The following is an 18,903-nucleotide window of genomic DNA, read 5'->3' on the forward strand; positions in this document are numbered from 1 at the left end:
CCGATGACCAACCGGGCCACAATCGCCTGTCTCGGGGCCGGCCGCATGGGCCGCGGCATCGCCGTCGCGTTCGGCTACGCGGGGCATATGGTCACGATGATCGACATCAAGGCCCGTTCAGCCGAAGATTTCGCCAGGCTGGAGGCAGATGCGCACGTCGAAGTCAGGAAGACCTTTGCCAGCCTGGCGAAGCTGGGGCTCCTGACCGAGGCGGATGTCGATCCGCTGATCGCGCGGGTCTCGGTGGTGCCGGCCAGCCAGAGCGATGCGGCACTGTCCGATGCGGGAATAGTCTTCGAAGGGGTCCCCGAGATCGTCGAGCTCAAGCGGGATGTGCTGGGGGCGGCCTCAAAACAAGTCGGCCCCGATACGATCATCGCATCGACGACGTCGACCATCCTTGTCGACGATCTCTCAGGCGCGATCGTGAATCCTCGCCGGTTTCTCAATGTGCACTGGCTCAATCCGGCCTATCTGATCCCGCTGGTCGAGGTTTCGCCAGGCAAGGCCACCGATCCCGCTGTCATCGACGAGATCAAGGCGCTACTCGAAGGCATCGGCAAGGTGCCGGTGGTCTGCGCAGCGACTCCCGGCTTCATCGTCCCGCGCATCCAGGCGCTGGCGATGAACGAGGCCGCGCGCATGGTCGAAGAAGGCGTCGCCAGCGCAGAAGACATCGACAAGGCGATCCGCTACGGCTTCGGCTTCCGCTACGCCGTGCTCGGGCTGCTCGAATTCATCGACTGGGGTGGCGGCGACATCCTCTACTACGCCAGTCGCTATCTCGAAGACGCACTCGGCAGCGACCGCTATCGCGCGCCGGACGTCATTTCACGGAACATGCAGGAGGGCCGGATCGGCCTGCGAACGGGCGCAGGCTTTCTCGATTATTCAGGTATGGACATCGACGCCTATCGGGCAAAACGGCTTCAGGCCATGGTCGACCTGCTCCGTCACTTTGACCTGGCTCGCCCGCCGGTGCTCGATCGGAACTAGCCGAACACCTCCTGCAGCACCCCTTCACGCACCACGGCGGCACCATCGAGCTCGATCGTCGTCCCCATCATCGGCAGATCGAAATGGCCCGCCGTGTACCGGCCGGCGAATTCGTTGGCACCGGTCGAGAACAGGAAGTTGCCGGAGACGGCACGAATTTCCGTGCCGTTGGTGTCGCGCTGGTCATACATCGACAGCGCCTCGTAGCGCGCGGCCGGATTCATGCCGAAGCCGACATGCGACACCGCATAGGCTTCCCTATCGCCCCAGGCGGCAAGATAGGCACGCATCATTGCGGCATCCGTGCCCTCGCCTTCCAGCTCGACGACATAATCGTCCTTCAGTGTCATCTTCACCGGCGAGGTCAGGTAACGCTTGAAGGTCAGGTTGATGTCGCCGGGCGCCATCACCAGCGTGCCGTTGATCGTTCCGCTCTTGGGGAAGCTGACGACGATGCCCCCGGGCCAATGCGCCAGCGTACCGGGCTTGTCCGTCCAGCCCCACACGCCGACCGTGGACGCGCCAACCATATCGACGTCGAGCGCCGTGCCGGCTTTTGACGTCACCCGCATCCGCTTGGTCCCGCGCAGCATCTTCGCCGCGGCGCGAACGCGCTTCTCGAGCGCGGAATCCGGCACCATCCGCTCCAGCGCCTCGGGATGCTCGTTGGAAATCACCAGGATGCGCGCGCCGGCTTTGAGGATCTCGGGTGTCTCCACCGCATGCATCAAGCCCTCTATGGTGCAATCCACCACAAAGCCGGCTTGTTGAAGCGCAGTGATGACCGGGCCAAGCCGCTGGATCGCCTCGCTCGCCCCTGTCGAGCGAACCGGAACGATATTGCGGTTGCGCGGGGTCGGCATGACCACGTGAAACGGGCGGGCGCCCATCCGCAGCAGCGCGAGCTCCGCCAGATGAACATTCAACGCACGTGACTGGGTTTCCGAGAGGATCGCCGCGGTATCGCCGGCCTTGACGGCGCATCGCTCAAAAATCTCGCAAAATGCGTCGATCCATTTTGCCTCGATGCGATCAGCCAGCATGGTCTACTCCCGGTCTTCCTGTTTCTTCTTCGTCAGTTTCATGCTTCGGGGAAACCCCGCAGCAGATAGGCACGCACTGCCCCCAGCAGGCCATTGAGGATCAAGCCCAGCAGCGAGATCGTGATCAGCGGAACGAACATATCAACGGCCTGAAACGTCCGGGCCGCCGTGACGAGGACGTGTCCGAGCCCGTCGCTCGACGTGATCATCTCGGCCAGAAACACCACGATGCAGGAAATGACAAGGCCGATCCGGCAACCGGTCAGGATCGACGGCATCGCGGCCGGCAGCACCACCTTGAACAGGATCTCATAGCGCGGCGTTCCCGCCGCCATGGCCGACCAGATCAGCTTCTGCTCCACCGTCGACGCGCCGTAATAGGTAGACAACAGAATGGGAAAGAGTGCATCCGCCGCCACCAGCGTGATCTTCGATCCGTGACCGAAGCCGAGCAGCAGCAGCAATGCTGGATAGAGCGCGACCTTTGGCAAGGGTGCAAGCACGCGAACGATCGGCCGAACCACGGCGTTGATAGCCGGATTGGCGGCAGCGGCGATGCCGATGCTGACACCGAGCACGACCGCAATCGCGAAGCCGGCAAACAGCCGGATCAGGGTCGCCGCGATCTCCTGCTGAAACGTCCAGGTCAGGAGTTGCTGAAGCAGCCTGCTGAATACGTATCCAGGCGGCGGCAGCAAGACCGCAGGCGCAAAGCCAAACGATACAAGGCCTTGCCACAGCGCGATCACCAGCACGATCGGCGCAAGCCCGAGAATGATGCTGGTGGAGCGAAGCTGCGGCATCATGAGAAGCTCAGCGGCATGTCGAACTGCGGTTCAGACCAGCGCACCAGCCTTGCGCGGACCCGCTCGAAGATCGCATCCAGGCAGATTCCCATCGCGCCGACGATGATGATCATCGCAAAGACGGTGTCGTATTGGCCCATGTCGAGAGCGTTGAACAGGATGTTGCCGGCGCCGGACTGACGGGCGATCATCTCGCTGGTGATCATCGTGATCAGCGCCAGCACGAGTCCGGTGCGGCAACCGGTCAGAATTTCCGGCAGCGCCGCCGGCAGTACGATCCGAACCAGCCGTTGTGCAGGCGAAAGCCCCATCGCGGCACCCGACCACAGCATCTTCTCTTCCACCGCCTTGGCGCCCTCGAAGCTGTGATAGATCACGGGCAGGCTGACACCGAGGAAGATCACCAGCGTCTTCGTGATGTCGCCGACGCCGAGCCACAGCATGATGATCGGCATCAAGGCGGCCTTCGGCACCGGGTAGATCACCATCAGGAGCGGATTGAAGAACGCCGCGACGGCCCGGCTGCGGCCCATCAACAGGCCGAGCGGAATGGACACCGATACCGCTATGCCAAACCCGACCGCCATGCGGCGGAGCGAGGCCAGGATGTTGATCAGCGATTCCCTGTCGCCGAGAATGTCCGGAATCGCCCGAATTGCTTCGATCGCCGTCGGAAAGCTGTCATTCTTCAACGCGAGGGACGCCGTCTGCCAGATCGCGAGCAATCCGATGCAGGCAAGCACCGGGGCAGCCCGTCTCGCCAAGACGGCGGGCGATATCATGACGGAGACCCGACAGGGTCGGTCTCGTCGAACATCCGCTCGATATCGACAACGTATTTCTGGTAGCGTGGATCGAGCAGCAGCTCGCTGCGTCGGCGCGGCCGCGGCAGATCGATGTCGATGACCTCGCGGATGCGGCCGGGAGACTTCGACATCATCACGACCTTGTCTGACAGGAACACCGCTTCGTCCACCGAATGAGTGACGAACAGCACCGTCTTGCGATCACGCCCCCAGATATTCAACAGATCATTCTGCAGCCGCGTTCGCGTGTGAGCATCGAGCGCGCCGAACGGCTCGTCCATCAACAGAACCTCAGGATGGTAAGCCAGGGTTCGAGCCAGCGCTACGCGCTGCTTCATGCCGCCGGACAGCTCCTTGGGATAGAAGTTCTCATAGCCCTTGAGCCCGACCATTTCGATCAAGGCCCGGCTCTGTGCTTCCGCCTCGGTGGTGCGCACGCCCTGCTGGCGAGGGCCGTACATCACATTCCCCAGCACGGTCTTCCACGGAAACAACGCGAATTCCTGAAACACCGGGCCGCGATCCGGCCCTGGTCCCGTGATCGTCCGTCCCTTAATCTTTGCTGAGCCGCTGGTCGGGTTGACGAAGCCGCCGACGACGTAAAGCAATGTCGACTTGCCGCAGCCGGACGGACCAAGGATGGAGACGAAGGCTCCCTCCTCGATCGCCAGAGAGATGTCCGATAGCGCCACGTGATCCTTGCGCGCCGAGGTCTGAAATACCTGAGAGACACGCTCGATCTCGATGATCGCAGAAGCCGGTTTTTGCGGCGTCACCGGTCTCACCCATTCGCTCGATCTCGAAGGCACTACCTTCATCCCGTCTCACTTCATTCGCGCGAACCCTGCGCAACAGGCTTGCTGAATATCCTCCGCCAGCGACGCGAGCTTAGCAAGAAACTTGCCAGACCATTGGCTGTTTTCGGGCAAGTGCGCCGCGTCATCCGAACCAGGGCCATTCCGCGGGCCCCTCATGCGTCACGGCTCCGCCCGGTGCCTGGCCAACCAATCGCGCATATTTGGCGAGGGCGCCGGCGCGGTGACGAAGCGGACGCGGCTTCCAATCGTGTCGGCGAGCAGTGAGTTCTTCCTCGTCGACCAGCATATCCATCCGCCGGTTCGCAGCATCGATCCGGATCCTGTCGCCATCGCGAACCAGCGCCAGCGGACCGCCGACGAAGGCCTCGGGAGACACATAGCCGATGCACATTCCGCGCGTGGCGCCGGAGAAGCGTCCATCCGTGATCAGGGCCACCTTCTCGCCCATGCCCTGTCCATAGATCAGCGCGGTGACGCCGAGCATCTCGCGCATGCCGGGGCCGCCCACCGGCCCCTCGTTTCGGATCACGAGAACCTCGCCCGCCTGATAGTTGCGATCACGAACCGCAGCGACGCAGGCCTCCTCGTCTTCGAAAACGCGCGCCACGCCTTCAAAGAACTGACTCTTCAGGCCCGCGACCTTGATGACCGCGCCGTCCGGACAGAGGTTTCCCTTCAGCACGGCGACGCCGCCATCTGGCATGATCGGCGCGCGAGCGGCGTAAACGACCTCTCCGTCAGGTGCATTGGCGGCACCGTACTCTTCGGCAAGTGTACGGCCTGTGACAGACAAGCAGCTGCCATCAATATGCCCGCTCTGGATCAGCTCCCGGATCACCACGGCGGCACCGCCGATATCGTAGACATCCTTCGCTGTATATTTGCCTCCAGGCCGCAGGTTTCCGATCAGCGGCGTCCTTGCAAAAACCTCGCCGACATCATCGATCGTGAATGCGATGCCGGCCTCGTTCGCGATCGCCGGCAGATGTAGCGCAGCATTGGTCGAACCGCCCGTGGCGGCCACGATTGCCGCACCGTTTTCCAGGGATTTCCGCGTCACGACGTCGCGCGGCAACGGCCCGCCGCGCTCCAGCATCTCCATGACGAGGCGCCCGGCCCGCCTGGATATCTGCGCGCGTTCGGCATAGACACCCGGCACCATCGACACGTTGGGAATGGTGAGGCCCATCGCCTCCGACACCATCCCCATCGTGTTGGCAGTGAATTGGCCGGCGCACGCGCCGATGGTCGGCAGGCAGGCGCGTTCGATCCGTTCGAGCGTGGCGCCGTCGATCTCTCCGGTCATGAAGCTGCCGACAGCCTCATAGGAGTCGAGCACGGTCAGGGTCCGCCCGTCCACGCGGCCCGGCAGCGCGCTGCCGCCATAGATGAAGATGGACGGCACGTTGCACCGGACCATGCCCATCATCACGCCGGGAAGCGTCTTGTCGCATCCGCCGTATCCGATCAATGCATCGTAGGCGAGACCATGAACGACGGCTTCGACCGAGTCGGCAATCAGCTCCCGCGAAAACAAAGAGAACTTCATCCCCTCGTGATTCATGCTGATACCGTCGGAAACCGATACGGTCGAAAACTCGCGCGGCGTGCCGCCGGCCTCTTCGATTCCGGTCTTGGCCGCTGCGACCTGAAAGTCGTGCGTCATGTTGCAGGGCGTCTGTTCGCCCTTCATGCTGACGACGCCGACCATCGGCTTGGAAATCGCAGCGTCGTCGAGCCCCATGGCGCGCATGAACGCGCGGTGCGGAGCCCGGTCGAGACCATCCGTCGTGATCCGAGATCGGAGCTTCTTCATACGTGAATCTTCTTCATGCAACGTCCCGGATCATCCTGGATGCCGCGACGTTCTCGCTCGGTTCATTCGCGCGATCGCCTATTGCAGCGGAGCGACAATCGTCGAATGCTTGAATTGCGCGACATCCAATTTCGGCAGCATCCCTGTCTCCGCGTAGATGTCCAGCATCTTCTGGATCGCGGGGAAATTCGGTGCAGCGCCCGGATCGCGGCCAAAATCATTGTCCTTGAGCAGATAGGTCTCGAGAACCGGAATAGGTGCTTTCAGGACTTCGTTGACGACCTTCAACGTCTCTTCGCGGTTTGCCAGCGCTTTCTTCATGCCAGAGGTAATGTCGCGCACGTAAGCCTTGACCAATTCCGGATTCTTGTCGACGAAATCGGCACGGCAGGCTTCCAGGATGTGCACGATGTTCGGCATAGCCTGCGACAGCGAGAACAGTTTGCGCGTGCCGCCCTTCGCCTCCGCGCGCGCGGCAAATGGCTGGTTCATGTTGACCGCATCGACGCGGCCCTGCCGCAACGCATCTTCGGAGACGGCAAAGCCGACCTCGACCAGCTTGATGTCCTTGGCCGGATCGATGCCATTCTGCTTCAGCAACAGATTGAACGGGCCCTGGGTGCCGCCGCCGATCACGGAGATCCCGACCGTCTTGCCTTTGAGATCGGCGATGGTCTTGATCGGGGAGTCGTCCATGACAGCCCAGTAGACCGAGAAACCACCGGCCTTCTCGAAGACGTGCTGCGCCACGATGTAGGCCTTGAGGTTGCCGCCAACCACGCCGTTGGCGAGCGACAGCGGTGCCTGCGTCGCGCAATCCAGCGCGCCGGCCGCCAAGGCCTGCGTCATCGGAGCGGTGCCCTGAAACTGGGTCCATTCGATGTTGTAGGCCTTGCCGATATTGGGAAACTCAGCCGGGCGGCGCATCATCCAGTATTTGGATTCTTCGGCCGGAATCGTCCAGCCGACACGAATTGTCTGCTGCGCCCATGACGGGCCCGCGCTCGCGCTCACGGCCGCTGCCGCCCCCAAAGCCAGGATCCACTTCGAAACGGTTCGCATCGTGCCCACTCCGCTGCCCAGGCGCCGACCGGCGCCATCCAACCCGACCGCGGCAAATGTTTCATGGTTCAAACAATCAAGCAAGCCATGCAGGCCGGGCGGTTTCGTCGTGGGATACGCCCTATATGGTAGTGCAGCGTCGCACAGCAGCAGATGGAGGCAACCTATGGCTGAGGCAAGCAAGACAAACCCGCAAGGCGTCGAGCGGCTCGGCTATCTCGGCCTTGGACTGATGGGGACACCGATGAGCCGGCGCCTGCTCAACGCCGGCCATCAGATCACTGTCTGGAACCGTTCGGAAGGGAAGATGGCCGCGCTCGTCGAAGCCGGTGCGACGCGCGCAGCCAGCCCACGCGACTTGATAGAGAGCTCGGATATCATCTTCATGTGCGTGACGGATGCTGCCGCCGTGGAAGAGGTGATCTTCGGGCCCGCGAGCATCTCAACAGCGCCCGGCGCGGGTAAGCTCGTGGTCGACTTCTCGTCCATCCATCCCGATGCTGCACGGGACCTTGCAACGCGATTGTTAGCTGCGAACGGCGCGGGCTGGATCGATGCGCCGGTGTCCGGTGGTACCAAGGGCGCCGAGGAAGGCACGCTCGCCATCATGGCCGGCGGAAAAGCCGGCGATATCGAGCGGGTCCGCCCCTACGTGCTGGCTATGGCACGCAGGTTCACCCACATGGGGCCGACCGGCGCCGGCCAGACCACAAAATTATGCAATCAGGTGATCGTCGGATGCGCGATGGCAGTTCTTGCGGAGGCGACACGCCTTGCCGTGAACGCCGGAATCGATGCCAACCGCTTGCCCGAAGCACTCGCCGGGGGGTTCGCTGACTCCATTCCGTTGCAGCTGTTCGTTCCGCGAATGGTCCAGGGCATTCACTCACCGCCGCTTGGTCACATCGCCACAATGCTCAAGGACCTCGATACCGTCGCCGATGTCGCGCAGACGACGTCGACCCCGGTGCCCATGGCCTCGCTCGCCGGACAACTTTTCAGGCTCGCCAAGGCCGCGCGAGGCGCGGATGCGGATGCGCTCGAAATCTACAAGCTTTCGGCAGGGGTGCGCTGAACCGTCGAGCGCGAACTGAAGCACGCTTGCAGTGACTGCTTGCGCTAGCCGTCGGCGAGAAATCGGCCGAACGCGCCGCGCGCGAAGAGCAGCGGCTCCTTCGCATTGTAAGTATAGGCCTCGACCGCACCGAGAAAGATCACGTGGTCGCCGCCGTAATAGCGATTGACTGAGCGGCATTGAAAATTGGCGACGCTCTCGGCGAGCACCGGCGCGTTGCCGAGGCCCGGCGTCCACTCGACACCCGTGAACTTGTCATCAGACGATTTGGCGAATTTGCTCGCAAGCGCCTGTTGCGAAACGCCAAGAACGTTGACCGTGAAATGACTGGCGTTCTGGAAGATGGTCAGACTAGAGGAATAGACGACGAGGCTCCAAAGAACCAGCGGCGGATTCAGCGAGACCGAGGCAAACGAATTGCACGTCAGGCCATAGGGCTTGCCGTCAGGCGCAGCGGCCGTGATGATCGTCACCCCCGTGGCGTAGGTTCCTAGCGCACTGCGGAAATCACGGGGATCGATCGGCGAGTTGTCGCTCGCGAGTTCGTTGGCCGGATCGGGAACGGCCGGCTGCTTCGGCAGATCATTCATCGGCCGGCCTCACAGCGTGAGATTCTCGGACGGCAGGCCTAACGCCACGCGTCCATAGTTGGTCCCGGCTGCATCGAAATTGAACGCGAGATGCGAATTGATCGCGTGCGCATCGCGGAACTGCCGCTGCAACGCGCCCGTCGTGAACAGGCCCCGTGCTCCGCTCGCGGCAAACAGCATCGACACCGCATCGGTGCAGAAGTTCACTGAAAAGGCCCCGTCGCGCCGATATCTGGTCTTGGTCGCCATATCGGGGATATGACCCCGCCGTGCATCCTCCATGGCATTCAGACAGGCCGATCGCATGATCAGGCGTGCAGCGTCGATCTTCGCCGAGGCCTCGGCGATCTTGATCTGGGTGCTTTGAAAGTCGCTCAGCCTGGCGTGGTTGTAGGTGGAAATGCGATGACGGACGACCTCCGCATAATCGTCGAGACACGCCTGCGCGTTCCCCAGCGCGACGCCGGAGAGGACGTAGGGAAACAGCGAGAACACGGGGAGCGCATACAGTGGGTTGGGATTGAGCTTGCTTCCCGGCGTCGGACCGCCGTCAAGATCGCCGACTGCAACCGTCATTTCCTCGGGCACGAAAGCGTCCCTGACCTCCACGTCGCAGGACCCTGTCCCGCGCAGACCCGCGACGTTCCAGGTGTCGAGGACCTTGTAGTCGGCTTTCGGCAGCAGAAATATCCGATACTCGATGCCGTCCGCCTCGTCGTCGGAGTAGACGACGCTTGCAAGCATGTTCCATGCGCAGGAGGCAACGCCCGAGGAGAACGGCCAGCTGCCATGGAGCCGGTATCCGCCCTCCACTCTCGTGGCACGTCCGGCGGGAAAAATGAACGAGGACGCGATCAGTGCGTCCGGATCAAGGCCCCAGACCAGATCCTGCGCCGTCGACTCGAACATGCCGAGCATCCAGTGATGGCTCGCCAGATTGGCCAGATTCCACGCCACCGACGCGTCCGCCCGTCCGAGCAGGTCCGCGCAGTCGATCAAGGCGACATAATCGAGTTCTGCGCCGCCAATGCGCTTCGGCTGAAGCATCCGGAACAGGCCCGCGTCGTGCAGATCCTTCTCCGTTTCGGGCGGCAGATGCCGCAGCTCTTCCGTCCGCGCCGCCCGCTCTCGCAGCCGTGGGACGAGCGCGCGGGCCTTCGCGACCATTGCCACATGGGCAGGTTCATCGGATCGCGCCCCCGCGGCCCGACCTACGCTCGGCTCTTGACCAGGCGCCATTCGTATCCCTCGCTTTCATGCATTTATGCGGCGAGACCCTTGCCAAATCAAGCCAAGGCCGCGCTGGCTGGGTATGGTCGCCCTGAACCCGGCTGCCAGGAAGGATGCGATGCCGCGAAGGCGCCAGCATCGCCAAGCCGTGATCCGCAAGCCGCGCGAGGCCTGGCCTGTAGGATCAACGCTCAGGCTCAGCCCGACGAGGCAGGTTTGCCCGAGCCGAAGACGCCCATTTGGGTGAACTGGGATATCCGACGCTCGTCGTAACCGAGCGTGTCACGCAAGACCTGCTCCGTGTGCTCGCCCAGCAATGGAGCAGCCACAGGATCAATCGGGCCGGTCAAGCTCATGGCAATCGGCGGCTCGATGTTCGGGACCCATCCCGCCGTACGATGTGGAATCCGGTTCAAGCGATGGCGCGCTCGCGCCTCCGGTGCATTGAACCCCTCCTCGACCGTCCGGAGATAGCCGACCGGGATATTGGCCAGCTTCATCTTGGTCATCCAGTTCTCGAGGGTGTCGCTTGCAAAGACCTCCGCGATGGCTGCTCGCAAGAGCTCCTTGTGCTCGGAACGCGCCCTGCGCGTTGCAAACTGCGGATCGGTGATCAGATCCGGCCGGTTCAGCACCTCGACCACCAGCCGGCGATAGAGCCGGTCGTTCGCGCAGGCCATGTAAAGCGGCCCATCAGAGGCCTCGTACACGCCGACGGTAGGGGAGCCACTCGGCGAATTGCCAAACCGGCCGGGATTTTCGCCGTTGATCAGATAGGCCATGCCATAGAAACCGGTCATGCCCATCGCGACGTCGAACAGGGCGACCTCGACATGCTGACCGCGATCGAGCCGATCCCGCGCCAACAGCGCCATCAGGATGGCGTTGCAGGCAGACATCCCCGTCGCCATGTCCACGATGGGCGGGCCGGTGCGAACCGCAGGGCCATCGGCAAATCCGTTGAGCGACATGAAGCCGCTTTCCGCCTGCGTGATCGGATCAAAACCGGGACGCGAGGCAAACGGTCCGGTGCGCCCGTAGGCGGAGATCGAGCAATAGACTAGCCGCGGATTGAGCGGCGCAACAGCTTCATAGTCGAGGCCAAATTTCTTCATGACCCCGCCGGAAAAGTTCTCGACGACCACGTCGGCCTTGCGAATCAAATCCAGCGCAATCTCACGAGCCTCCGGCACGGTAAGGTCGAGCGCGATGCCGCGCTTGTTGCGATTGAGGCTCAGATAGGCAGCACTCTCTCCACCGATCTCGGCGTGTTCATACGCACGCGTGTCGTCGCCCCCGTCTGGATTCTCGATCTTGATGACGTGTGCGCCGAAATCAGCAAGCGTCTGCGTACAGGCCGGGCCGGCAACCACACGCGTGAAATCGACGACCAGCAGACCATCGAGCGCGGTAGGCGCGCCCGTCGCCCGCGACGAACGTTCCGGCAATTGAGGCTTGGTGGGCATCGACGGCGCTCCCTTACATCGGCTTATCGTTGCCGAATTTTCCACAGGAGCAAACTTAAAGCCCGGCACCGCGGACTTCGCAAGTCCTTCGCCCGCATCGCTTCAATACGCAAACAGGGCCGGCAGCTATCAAGCTGCCGGGCCTTGAACGTTCCGTGTTTCGCTTCATCTCGCGCGAACCATTTTTGCGTTGCGTGAATCGCGTTCCGCACCACGGGAAACTTGGCTCCTCGTTCAGCGAAGCGGCTTTCGCCAGTACCGTATGCGGCCAAGCCCAGGGCACATGGGGTTCGAAAAGCCGATAGCCCGCCCGGATGAATTATTGGCAGACACCGGATTGTCCGTCGTATCCGGGACGATGCTGTCCCGTCCAGTACGCCGTGCCCTTGCCTCGATCACCCGCATCAGCCTGCACTGGAGGTCACGTCCCCGGTGCCGCTGCAACACACCCTGGAGCCATTTCGAACGTGTGTTGACGGGACGACATCGGCGAAGCTACTGGCTCATCGCCGTGATAGGCAAGCCACCACGCCCCTAACTTGAATTGCGGCAAGGGAGCCGCATTGAAGTACGTCAACCGGTGAAGGTCAACCAATGTATCGGCGATGTCGCCATCGGATGCATCGACGATGCGAATTCTGTGCATGAGACGGTCCGTTGGGTGACGACGACGTGAGTGGAATGCAGCAATGTCGTCGCGGCTGAGGCTCACTTGCCGAGCACGACCTTGACGCTTAGCCCAACCACACCCATCAGACCGGTGGCGATCACCGTAATCACGGCCTTGAGCGTGTAGCTCTGCGCCTGCTCGACGCTCGTTCGCCATCGGCGCAGATGCTGAAAATCCGCCCTTAGCTCCTTTCGATCGTCATTATCAATTCCGAAAGACGCCAGCATCGATGCCACCGTCCGCAATACGATGGCATCAAAGTTCGCCTGCTGAAGCCTGTGTTGCTCAGCCAGCATCTCGGCAACCATCGCCCTGACTTCATCATCTGTCATCTTCACCGCTTGATGATCCTTTCAAAGTTCTCGAAGCCGCGCGTAGCGAAGTAGGAGACACCAAATTGGCTCCGGAGACCGCAGCGGCGCGAGCACTGGCCCGGCGCCGTGGGCCCCCACGTTCGCGCGTCCGCGACCAGCAATGGTACGGCCGGCGGCGCACCAGGTTCGACGAGTGGCTGCAACGCGCCGCGGTCATCCGATCTCGATCGAGACGAAAAAACCCGCGGCGGAAGCTTTCCGCGCGGGTGAACCAAACTCGTTTCGATGATGCCATTCTGCCAGTGTTTTCGCTCACGTGTCAAACGAACGAATTCGCTTAAGCCGCGTTAGGCGATCAGGAGGGCCGGCAGATGACACTCAAGACGACCTCACAAAACACGTCGCCAAATCTTCCTGGACGAAAGCCGCGCAGCGACAAGGAGCGGGACACGCTAGAAGCCGTCGTTGAGGACGCCGGCGACAAGGACTGCGATCTCGTGAATGGCGAGGGCGGCCCCATCGACCTTCCCACCAAACCCGGCCATTTGTCGAAGGACGATTAGGCCGCTCCGCAGACGGGGGCGCATCTCGCCGGAACTTACGCCACGGCGGCCGCGTTTATTCCTTCAGAAGGAACGTTGTGCGATGAGCCATACCGTACTGGTTGTTGACGACGATCCCAGCGTGCTCGACGTCATCGTTGAGATGCTGGAAGATCTCGGCTGCGAAGTCATCAGCGCCCGGAGCGGCCACGATGCGCTCGACCGGCTCAAGCAGAACCAGGATATCTCCATCCTCATCACCGACATCAACATGCCTGGCATGGACGGTCATGAACTGGCCGAGCGGGTCAGGCGAGACCGCCCGGAACTGAAGATCCTGCAATTGTCCGGGCGTGAACCCCGGCGCGACGGCCTTCCCATGATCAGAAAGCCGTTTTCGTTCGAGGAACTCGCCAGCACCATGCAGCGGACCACCGGCATCTGCTGAAGGTCGCAAGCCCAGAAAACCCAAAACAAAACCCGCAGCGGATCGCGTCCGCGCGGGTTGAACCAAACTCTTTTTCGATGATGGCATCATGCCGGTGTTTTGCCCGGCGTGTCAACGCGGCGAACGCGGACAAAGGATTCTCTCTTCCCACTCAGATATGTGGTGTGCAACGGGCTTGCTTCAAGCCCCCGACCCTGCCGTAGAACCCTCGACCCGAACACCATCCAACACCGAGGGTCATCACATGCCTGTACTGCTTCCGACGTCCCGGACGCGCGACCACGTCAAAGGGGCTGGCGCCCGCCACGCTCAAGACCAAGTGAAAGACCACGCGGTGGTGATCGCCGGCGCTGGCCCGACCGGCATGATGCTGGCCGCGGAGCTCGCGCTCGCGCATGTCGACGTCGCCGTGGTCGAACGGCGCGCCGACCAGGAGCTAACAGGCACGCGCGCCGGCGGCTTGCACGCGCGCAGCATCGAGATCCTCGACCAGCGCGGCGTCGCGGATCGCTTCCTGCGCGAAGGACAGATCACCCAGCTCGCGGGCTTCGCCTGGACCAGGCTCGACATCAGCGACCTCCCCACCCGCCACGCTTACGGGCTCGCCCTGCGGCAGAGCCACATCGAGCGCATCCTGGCTGACTGGGTCAGCGAGCTCGCGGTGCCGATCTATCGCAACCGCGAGGTGACGTGTTTTGCGCAGGACGAGACCGGCATCGACGTGACGCTCTCCGGCGGCGAGACCTTGCGCGCAAACTATCTGGTCGGCTGTGACGGCGGCCGCAGCCTGGTGCGCAAGGCCGCCGGCATCGACTTGGTCGGCACAGGTCCGACGCTGAGCAACCTCATGGCCGAAGTCGAGATGCGAGTGGAGCCGGAATGGGGCCTGCGTCACGACGCGCTCGGCTTTCACGGCCTCAGCAAGACCGAGAGCGGGCGCGTGCTGGTCGTTGTGACGGAAGCGACGCTCGATCGCACCGGCGCGCCTGGCCCCCGCGATCTCAGCGAAGCCCTCGTCGCCGTGTACGGCACCGACTTCGGACTCCACAGCCCGTCCTGGATCTCCCGTTTCACCGATGCGGCACGGCAGGCCGTGTCCTATCGCAGCGGACGCGTGCTAATCGCCGGCGATGCCGCGCATATCCATCACTCTGTCGGCGGGCAGGGCCTCAACACCGGTCTGCAGGACGCGGTCAATCTCGGTTGGAAGCTCGCGCAAGTGGTCAAGGGTTTGTCGCCCGAAACCCTGCTCGACACCTACCACGCCGAGCGCCATCCCGTCGCCGCGCGCGTGCTGCGCAACACCATGGCGCAAATCGCCCTGCTCCGCCGCGGCGAGGACGGCCTCAAGGCCGCGCGCGAAATCGTCTCCGAACTGCTCGGCATGGACGAGCCGCGTAAGCGTTTTGGCGCGATGATGAGCGGGCTCGACGTGCACTATGATCTCGGCAAAGGACACGCACTGCTCGGGCGCCGCATCCCCGATCTCGATTTGACACTCGAAGGGCGTCCGCTGCGACTATTCACGCTGCTGCACGACGCGCGGGGCTTGCTGTTCAATCTTGGCGAGAAGAATAGCTTCGATACCGCACCATGGGCTGATCGCATCAAAACAGTGGATGTCAAACACGACGGCGCCTGGGAGCTTCCGAACGTCGGACAAGTCGCAGTACCAGGCGCCGTGCTGGTGCGGCCGGACGGGCACGTGGCCTGGGTGAGAGATCAAGGTCATCACGGACTTGCGGACGCGCTGACGAGGTGGTTCGGGGCGCCTGCGGCTTAACGAGAAGCAGTGCACCCGCCGCCGAAACAAACAGCCCGCGGTTCGCCGCAGGCTGTTGAGTATCAGGTTTTTGCAACGCGACTCAAGATTCGGAGGTTGCGCCGCTCATCGGCTTTCGGTGCGGCTGCGTTTCCGGGCAAGCCAAATTCCAGAGCCGGCCTTTCCGGTTCATATGCTAGCCCATCGCCGATCCATTGTGGCCATCCGGTGCCCCTACCTGCTTCAACGCGACTTCGACGCCCCTTTCGCTTCCGTGCTCATGCCTCATCCTGCGAACTGCTTTAGAGCGCGGCTGGAACTTCACAATTTCAGACATAGGGAAAATGCCTCTACAGTTTCAAATCAGTTATTCGAGACGCAAAATCCGCGGCGCAAGGCCCGGCGCGGGCGAAAACAAACTCGTCTCGATCATGTTATTCTGCCAGGTTTGCCCGACGTATCAAATCCATTGGGCTCTACGATGCTATGCTGTCCATCGTTGAGAACACCCGCTTCACTTCAATAGCAGCCGCCTTGTGCAACCGAAGTAAATGGTGCGACGCGTCCAATAGCGGCCCTTGTTGAGCATCGTTTCGCATGTCCGCTAAGGGCCCAGCCCCTGTGAAAACAGTGAAACTTGAGGCCTACCGGCGCATTCCGCGGCCACCGGGGCTTTGATGCGATGGGATCGACCTCCTGACAACCAGAAGCTTCATCTAGGGGCTGATTTGGCTGCGAAGAGCCGACCTCATGCCTGCATCGCCCCTAGCAATCCGCCTACGCCCACGATCATAATCGCGCGCTTGATGTTGTAGGCGAGCACATTGAGCGCCATCTCGATCGCCACCTTTGGCAACTTTGTGGTGAGAAAGTGTGTTGCTCCCATTCAACCCCTTCATCGTGCCGAACGGATGAGATCACGCGAACGGCCTTGCAACCGGCGCGGCCCTTTAATCGACACGAGGAGGCGCAACTAATGCTCGCCGGCGACCAAGCGGTCAACGCATCTTCCACGGGCGCGTTCGGCGAGGTGAGGACCATGAAGGCGGCCCAATGCGAACTCGCGTCCCTGCGGCCGGCCCACTTTAAACGATCATCAGTTCCACTAAGGCTTTGCTAACCAAGCAATCTTTCTGGGAGAAATTGCCCCATGGCAGAACCGCTCTTTATGAAACTGGAAGTGATTGCTCGTCTAGGTTGATCACAAAAAAGAAGTCGCAGCGCCTTCAAAGACCCCAACAGCAAAAGCGATCGCGTGAAAAAAGACACTATCGGCACGTCGGCCGATCCCGGCCTCTGCATCAGTCCTAACGAGACGTTGCCCACGAACTCGCCGCTTGCGATCGGCCTAGTGATGGTGTGCGGGTTTGCAGGCCTTGGGCTCCGTTACCTCGCCCGGGAGCACGCGACCGACGACGCCTTTCAGTTCCTGATCCCGTGGTATGTCTTTGCGCGCGATCACGGAGTCGCCGGGCTGGCCGAAGCCTTTACCAACTACACGCCGTTTTACAGCTACCTCCTGCTGATTGCCACCCGATTTGATTGGCTGGGCGAGCCACTTTCCCTCGTGAAAGCGATCTCGGCAGTCTTCGAGTTGGGCTGCGCGATCGCCGTGGCCCAGATCGTCTGGAGAGCGACAAGGCTGCCATTGCGCGCCTCCCTGGCCTTCTGCGCTGTCTGGCTTGCACCGACGGTGATCTTCAACGGCGCAATGTGGGCGGAGAGTGATTCGATCTGGACCTTCTTCACGCTGGTTTCCGTCGCGCTGTTCATGCGGGATCGAAACGGCGTTGCGTCATTTGCGATGGCCTTTTCGGTGAAGGCTCAGGGCGTGTTCCTGGGACCCTTCGTGCTCGGCATGATTCTGCGCCGCAGGATTCACTTGGCATGGCTCGCCACCGTTCCCGGGATCTATGTGGTTCTCGCCATTCCGGTTCTCGTCGCCGGCAGATCCCTGACTTCCGTGTTCGCAGTCTATTTGGACCAGGCTCACACCTTCGATCGCCTCACCATGAACGCAGCGAACATCTGGGTGTTGGCTGGCGGCATGCCGTACGCGATTGGAGTCGCCCTCGGCATGGTGCTCGCGGCGGCAAGCGGGCTCGCCTTGTCGATCTTCATCGCGCGCTCCCGACGGGCGGGGCCGGAGTTTATTCTGCTCGCCGCATGTGTATCGCTCATGCTCATGCCGTACCTGCTCCCGAAGATGCACGAGCGGTATTTCTACGCGTTCGAGCTTGCGTCGATCGCCCTGGCCTGCCTCAATCCGCGCTATGTCCCCTTCGCGGTAATTGCCCAGGTCAACGGCATGTTATCCTATCTGGCGTTCGAAAGCGGAATCGTCCTGGGCGTGCTGCCGGCGGCACTCTGCAACACCATTCTCGTGTACTACCTCGTGCTTGATCTTTGGCGCGGCGAACGTGGATTTCGTTTTCCGAGCCTTGCCTGGCTCGGCTTCATCGTGTCGACCGCGGGACTGTTCGCCTATCTGGTCTTCGAGGGGCCCGGTTTGAACATATCGCCCGTGTACCTGCTCACCACCGGTCTCGTCACAGCTGCGGCGCTGCTGCTCCTGAAAGAGTCGCAACAGGCGCCCACCAGCGGTCAAGAAGCAGGAACACCTGGCGTTGCGGAAGAGCAGCTAGTTAACTTAACCAACGAGACGTTCTCTTAGGTCATTATCGCCGGTTCGAGAGTATGAGCGTCGTTTCAGGTCTTCCCCGAGAAGCGAACAATCGCCGAACCAGTGGATAGGGCTCAAACGGGCCAAAAGGAGTCTTCCTCACATCGCCGGTTGACTGGCTTGAGCGCACCTAAATGTCGGTCCCTGTCATCGCGCCTTAAGAGTTTTGTATGACTATATTGGCACGGGCTTGTCCGATGCTGATGAAAGTGAGTGTCAATAACTGCTTTTTTCGGGCTTGGTATTCGTAATGGACGTCGACGGGAAAGCTACGTTCGCGTTCGAGGCGAAGAATTTCCGGAAGGCGTTCGAATTATACCAAGAGGACTGGTTCGTGAGGACCTGATGATGACGTCGAACGGCGTGCCGCTTTGCTTCTCGACGGCGAAGTTGATAGTTCGCAGGGCTGACGAGTCCGAGATTGTCATCTATCGGAACGCCGCACTCCAGGCTCAGACCGAAGACTTGGTCCTAGCATATCTGGTCAATTTAGACCGAGCATGGTTCGTGATTTCATGAAATCCAGCCTTTCAGGGCGGTCGCTGCTACCCACTCTCAGGGGAAGAGCACTGCAAGAACGCCGTCGACGAAGGCCTGACACTCAGCGTGCGTTTTGAAGGCGCCCTTGTACTTGCCGAACAGGAAAACCGTTCGGCCGTGTCCCTTTCCGAAGAAGTATTGGCCCACGTGCTGGCCGCTCCCATCCTTGAGTTCAATGGTTAGGAGGCTCTGGGCTGATTTGAGGTCCGTTTCGGGTAGCTTAATCTGCACGGTAT

General features: G+C 61.7%; 17 protein-coding genes and 2 pseudogenes. 6 read left to right on the forward strand and 13 right to left on the reverse strand.

Annotation, left to right across the window (positions count from 1 at the left end):
• Positions 1-3 precede the first annotated feature (3 nt).
• A complete protein-coding gene (locus BRA1417_RS0131985) occupies positions 4-996 on the forward strand; it encodes a 3-hydroxybutyryl-CoA dehydrogenase (RefSeq protein ID WP_027519275.1) in 993 nt (330 codons plus the stop codon).
• Here BRA1417_RS0131985 and BRA1417_RS0131990 read toward each other — a convergent pair.
• From BRA1417_RS0131990 to BRA1417_RS0132015, 6 genes are all read right to left on the reverse strand, one after another.
• Positions 993-2,039, reverse strand: coding sequence for a hypothetical protein (locus BRA1417_RS0131990; protein WP_027519276.1), 1,047 nt, complete (start codon positions 2,037-2,039; stop codon positions 993-995). The two genes, BRA1417_RS0131985 and BRA1417_RS0131990, sit on opposite strands and share 4 nt — an antisense overlap.
• A gap of 38 nt (positions 2,040-2,077) precedes the next feature.
• Positions 2,078-2,845 carry an ABC transporter permease gene (locus tag BRA1417_RS0131995; RefSeq protein WP_027519277.1) on the reverse strand — a complete coding sequence of 256 codons (768 nt, stop codon included), beginning with the start codon at positions 2,843-2,845 and terminating at the stop codon, positions 2,078-2,080.
• Positions 2,842-3,627: an ABC transporter permease gene (locus BRA1417_RS0132000; RefSeq protein ID WP_027519278.1), complete on the reverse strand. Its 786-nt coding sequence runs from the start codon at positions 3,625-3,627 to the stop codon at positions 2,842-2,844. Before BRA1417_RS0132000 ends, BRA1417_RS0131995 begins: the two co-directional genes overlap by 4 nt.
• Entirely contained in the window at positions 3,624-4,469 is an 846-nt protein-coding gene (locus tag BRA1417_RS0132005) for an ABC transporter ATP-binding protein (protein WP_035968938.1), read from the reverse strand. The genes BRA1417_RS0132000 and BRA1417_RS0132005 overlap by 4 nt, the downstream gene beginning before the upstream one ends.
• 121 nt (positions 4,470-4,590) lie before the next feature.
• Positions 4,591-6,285, reverse strand: coding sequence for a dihydroxy-acid dehydratase (gene ilvD, locus BRA1417_RS0132010; protein WP_027519280.1), 1,695 nt, complete (start codon positions 6,283-6,285; stop codon positions 4,591-4,593).
• A gap of 78 nt (positions 6,286-6,363) precedes the next feature.
• A complete protein-coding gene (locus BRA1417_RS0132015) occupies positions 6,364-7,347 on the reverse strand; it encodes an ABC transporter substrate-binding protein (protein ID WP_007601560.1) in 984 nt (327 codons plus the stop codon).
• Positions 7,348-7,591: 244 nt separating this feature from the next.
• On the opposite strand from BRA1417_RS0132015, the gene BRA1417_RS0132020 reads away from it, so the two are divergent.
• Positions 7,592-8,422, forward strand: a complete 831-nt coding sequence (locus tag BRA1417_RS0132020; RefSeq protein ID WP_245286300.1) for an NAD(P)-dependent oxidoreductase — start codon at positions 7,592-7,594, stop codon at positions 8,420-8,422.
• 44 nt (positions 8,423-8,466) lie between these two features.
• Here BRA1417_RS0132020 and BRA1417_RS0132025 read toward each other — a convergent pair whose 3' ends face one another.
• The 5 genes and pseudogenes from BRA1417_RS0132025 to BRA1417_RS0132045 all read right to left on the reverse strand — a co-directional run bounded on the left by BRA1417_RS0132025 (position 8,467) and on the right by BRA1417_RS0132045 (position 12,716).
• The gene (locus BRA1417_RS0132025) at positions 8,467-9,012 is read right to left on the reverse strand and encodes a flavin reductase family protein (RefSeq protein ID WP_027519282.1); all 546 of its coding nucleotides are present in this window, start codon (positions 9,010-9,012) and stop codon (positions 8,467-8,469) included.
• A gap of 9 nt (positions 9,013-9,021) precedes the next feature.
• Positions 9,022-10,251: an acyl-CoA dehydrogenase family protein gene (locus tag BRA1417_RS0132030; RefSeq protein WP_027519283.1), complete on the reverse strand. Its 1,230-nt coding sequence runs from the start codon at positions 10,249-10,251 to the stop codon at positions 9,022-9,024.
• Between the two features lie 188 nt (positions 10,252-10,439).
• Positions 10,440-11,708 carry a CaiB/BaiF CoA-transferase family protein gene (locus tag BRA1417_RS0132035; protein WP_027519284.1) on the reverse strand — a complete coding sequence of 423 codons (1,269 nt, stop codon included), beginning with the start codon at positions 11,706-11,708 and terminating at the stop codon, positions 10,440-10,442.
• Between the two features lie 234 nt (positions 11,709-11,942).
• A pseudogene (locus BRA1417_RS45775) lies at positions 11,943-12,354 on the reverse strand (GNAT family N-acetyltransferase).
• Positions 12,355-12,416: 62 nt separating this feature from the next.
• Complete coding sequence (locus BRA1417_RS0132045; protein WP_027519285.1) at positions 12,417-12,716, reverse strand: hypothetical protein; 300 nt, start codon at positions 12,714-12,716, stop codon at positions 12,417-12,419.
• A gap of 347 nt (positions 12,717-13,063) precedes the next feature.
• On the opposite strand from BRA1417_RS0132045, the gene BRA1417_RS0132050 reads away from it, so the two are divergent.
• From BRA1417_RS0132050 to BRA1417_RS0132060, 3 genes are all read left to right on the forward strand, one after another.
• Complete coding sequence (locus BRA1417_RS0132050; protein ID WP_027519286.1) at positions 13,064-13,255, forward strand: hypothetical protein; 192 nt, start codon at positions 13,064-13,066, stop codon at positions 13,253-13,255.
• Positions 13,256-13,337: 82 nt separating this feature from the next.
• Positions 13,338-13,682, forward strand: a complete 345-nt coding sequence (locus BRA1417_RS0132055; RefSeq protein WP_027519287.1) for a response regulator — start codon at positions 13,338-13,340, stop codon at positions 13,680-13,682.
• Positions 13,683-13,926: 244 nt separating this feature from the next.
• Complete coding sequence (locus BRA1417_RS0132060) at positions 13,927-15,465, forward strand: FAD-dependent monooxygenase (RefSeq protein WP_027519288.1); 1,539 nt, start codon at positions 13,927-13,929, stop codon at positions 15,463-15,465.
• Between the two features lie 727 nt (positions 15,466-16,192).
• On the opposite strand, the pseudogene BRA1417_RS44405 reads toward BRA1417_RS0132060, so the two are convergent.
• Positions 16,193-16,358 (reverse strand): annotated as a pseudogene (locus BRA1417_RS44405) (IS5/IS1182 family transposase); the annotation flags it as partial.
• A 341-nt stretch (positions 16,359-16,699) separates the two neighbouring features.
• On the opposite strand from BRA1417_RS44405, the gene BRA1417_RS41260 reads away from it, so the two are divergent.
• Positions 16,700-18,118 (forward strand): hypothetical protein, encoded by a 1,419-nt coding sequence (locus BRA1417_RS41260; RefSeq protein ID WP_051448424.1) that lies wholly within the window; start codon positions 16,700-16,702, stop codon positions 18,116-18,118.
• A 564-nt stretch (positions 18,119-18,682) separates the two neighbouring features.
• Here the strand turns inward: BRA1417_RS41260 and BRA1417_RS0132080 are convergent.
• Complete coding sequence (locus tag BRA1417_RS0132080; RefSeq protein WP_027519289.1) at positions 18,683-18,898, reverse strand: hypothetical protein; 216 nt, start codon at positions 18,896-18,898, stop codon at positions 18,683-18,685.
• Positions 18,899-18,903: the final 5 nt, after the last annotated feature.

Source organism: Bradyrhizobium sp. WSM1417, assembly GCF_000515415.1.
Classification (GTDB): Bacteria; Pseudomonadota; Alphaproteobacteria; order Rhizobiales; family Xanthobacteraceae; genus Bradyrhizobium.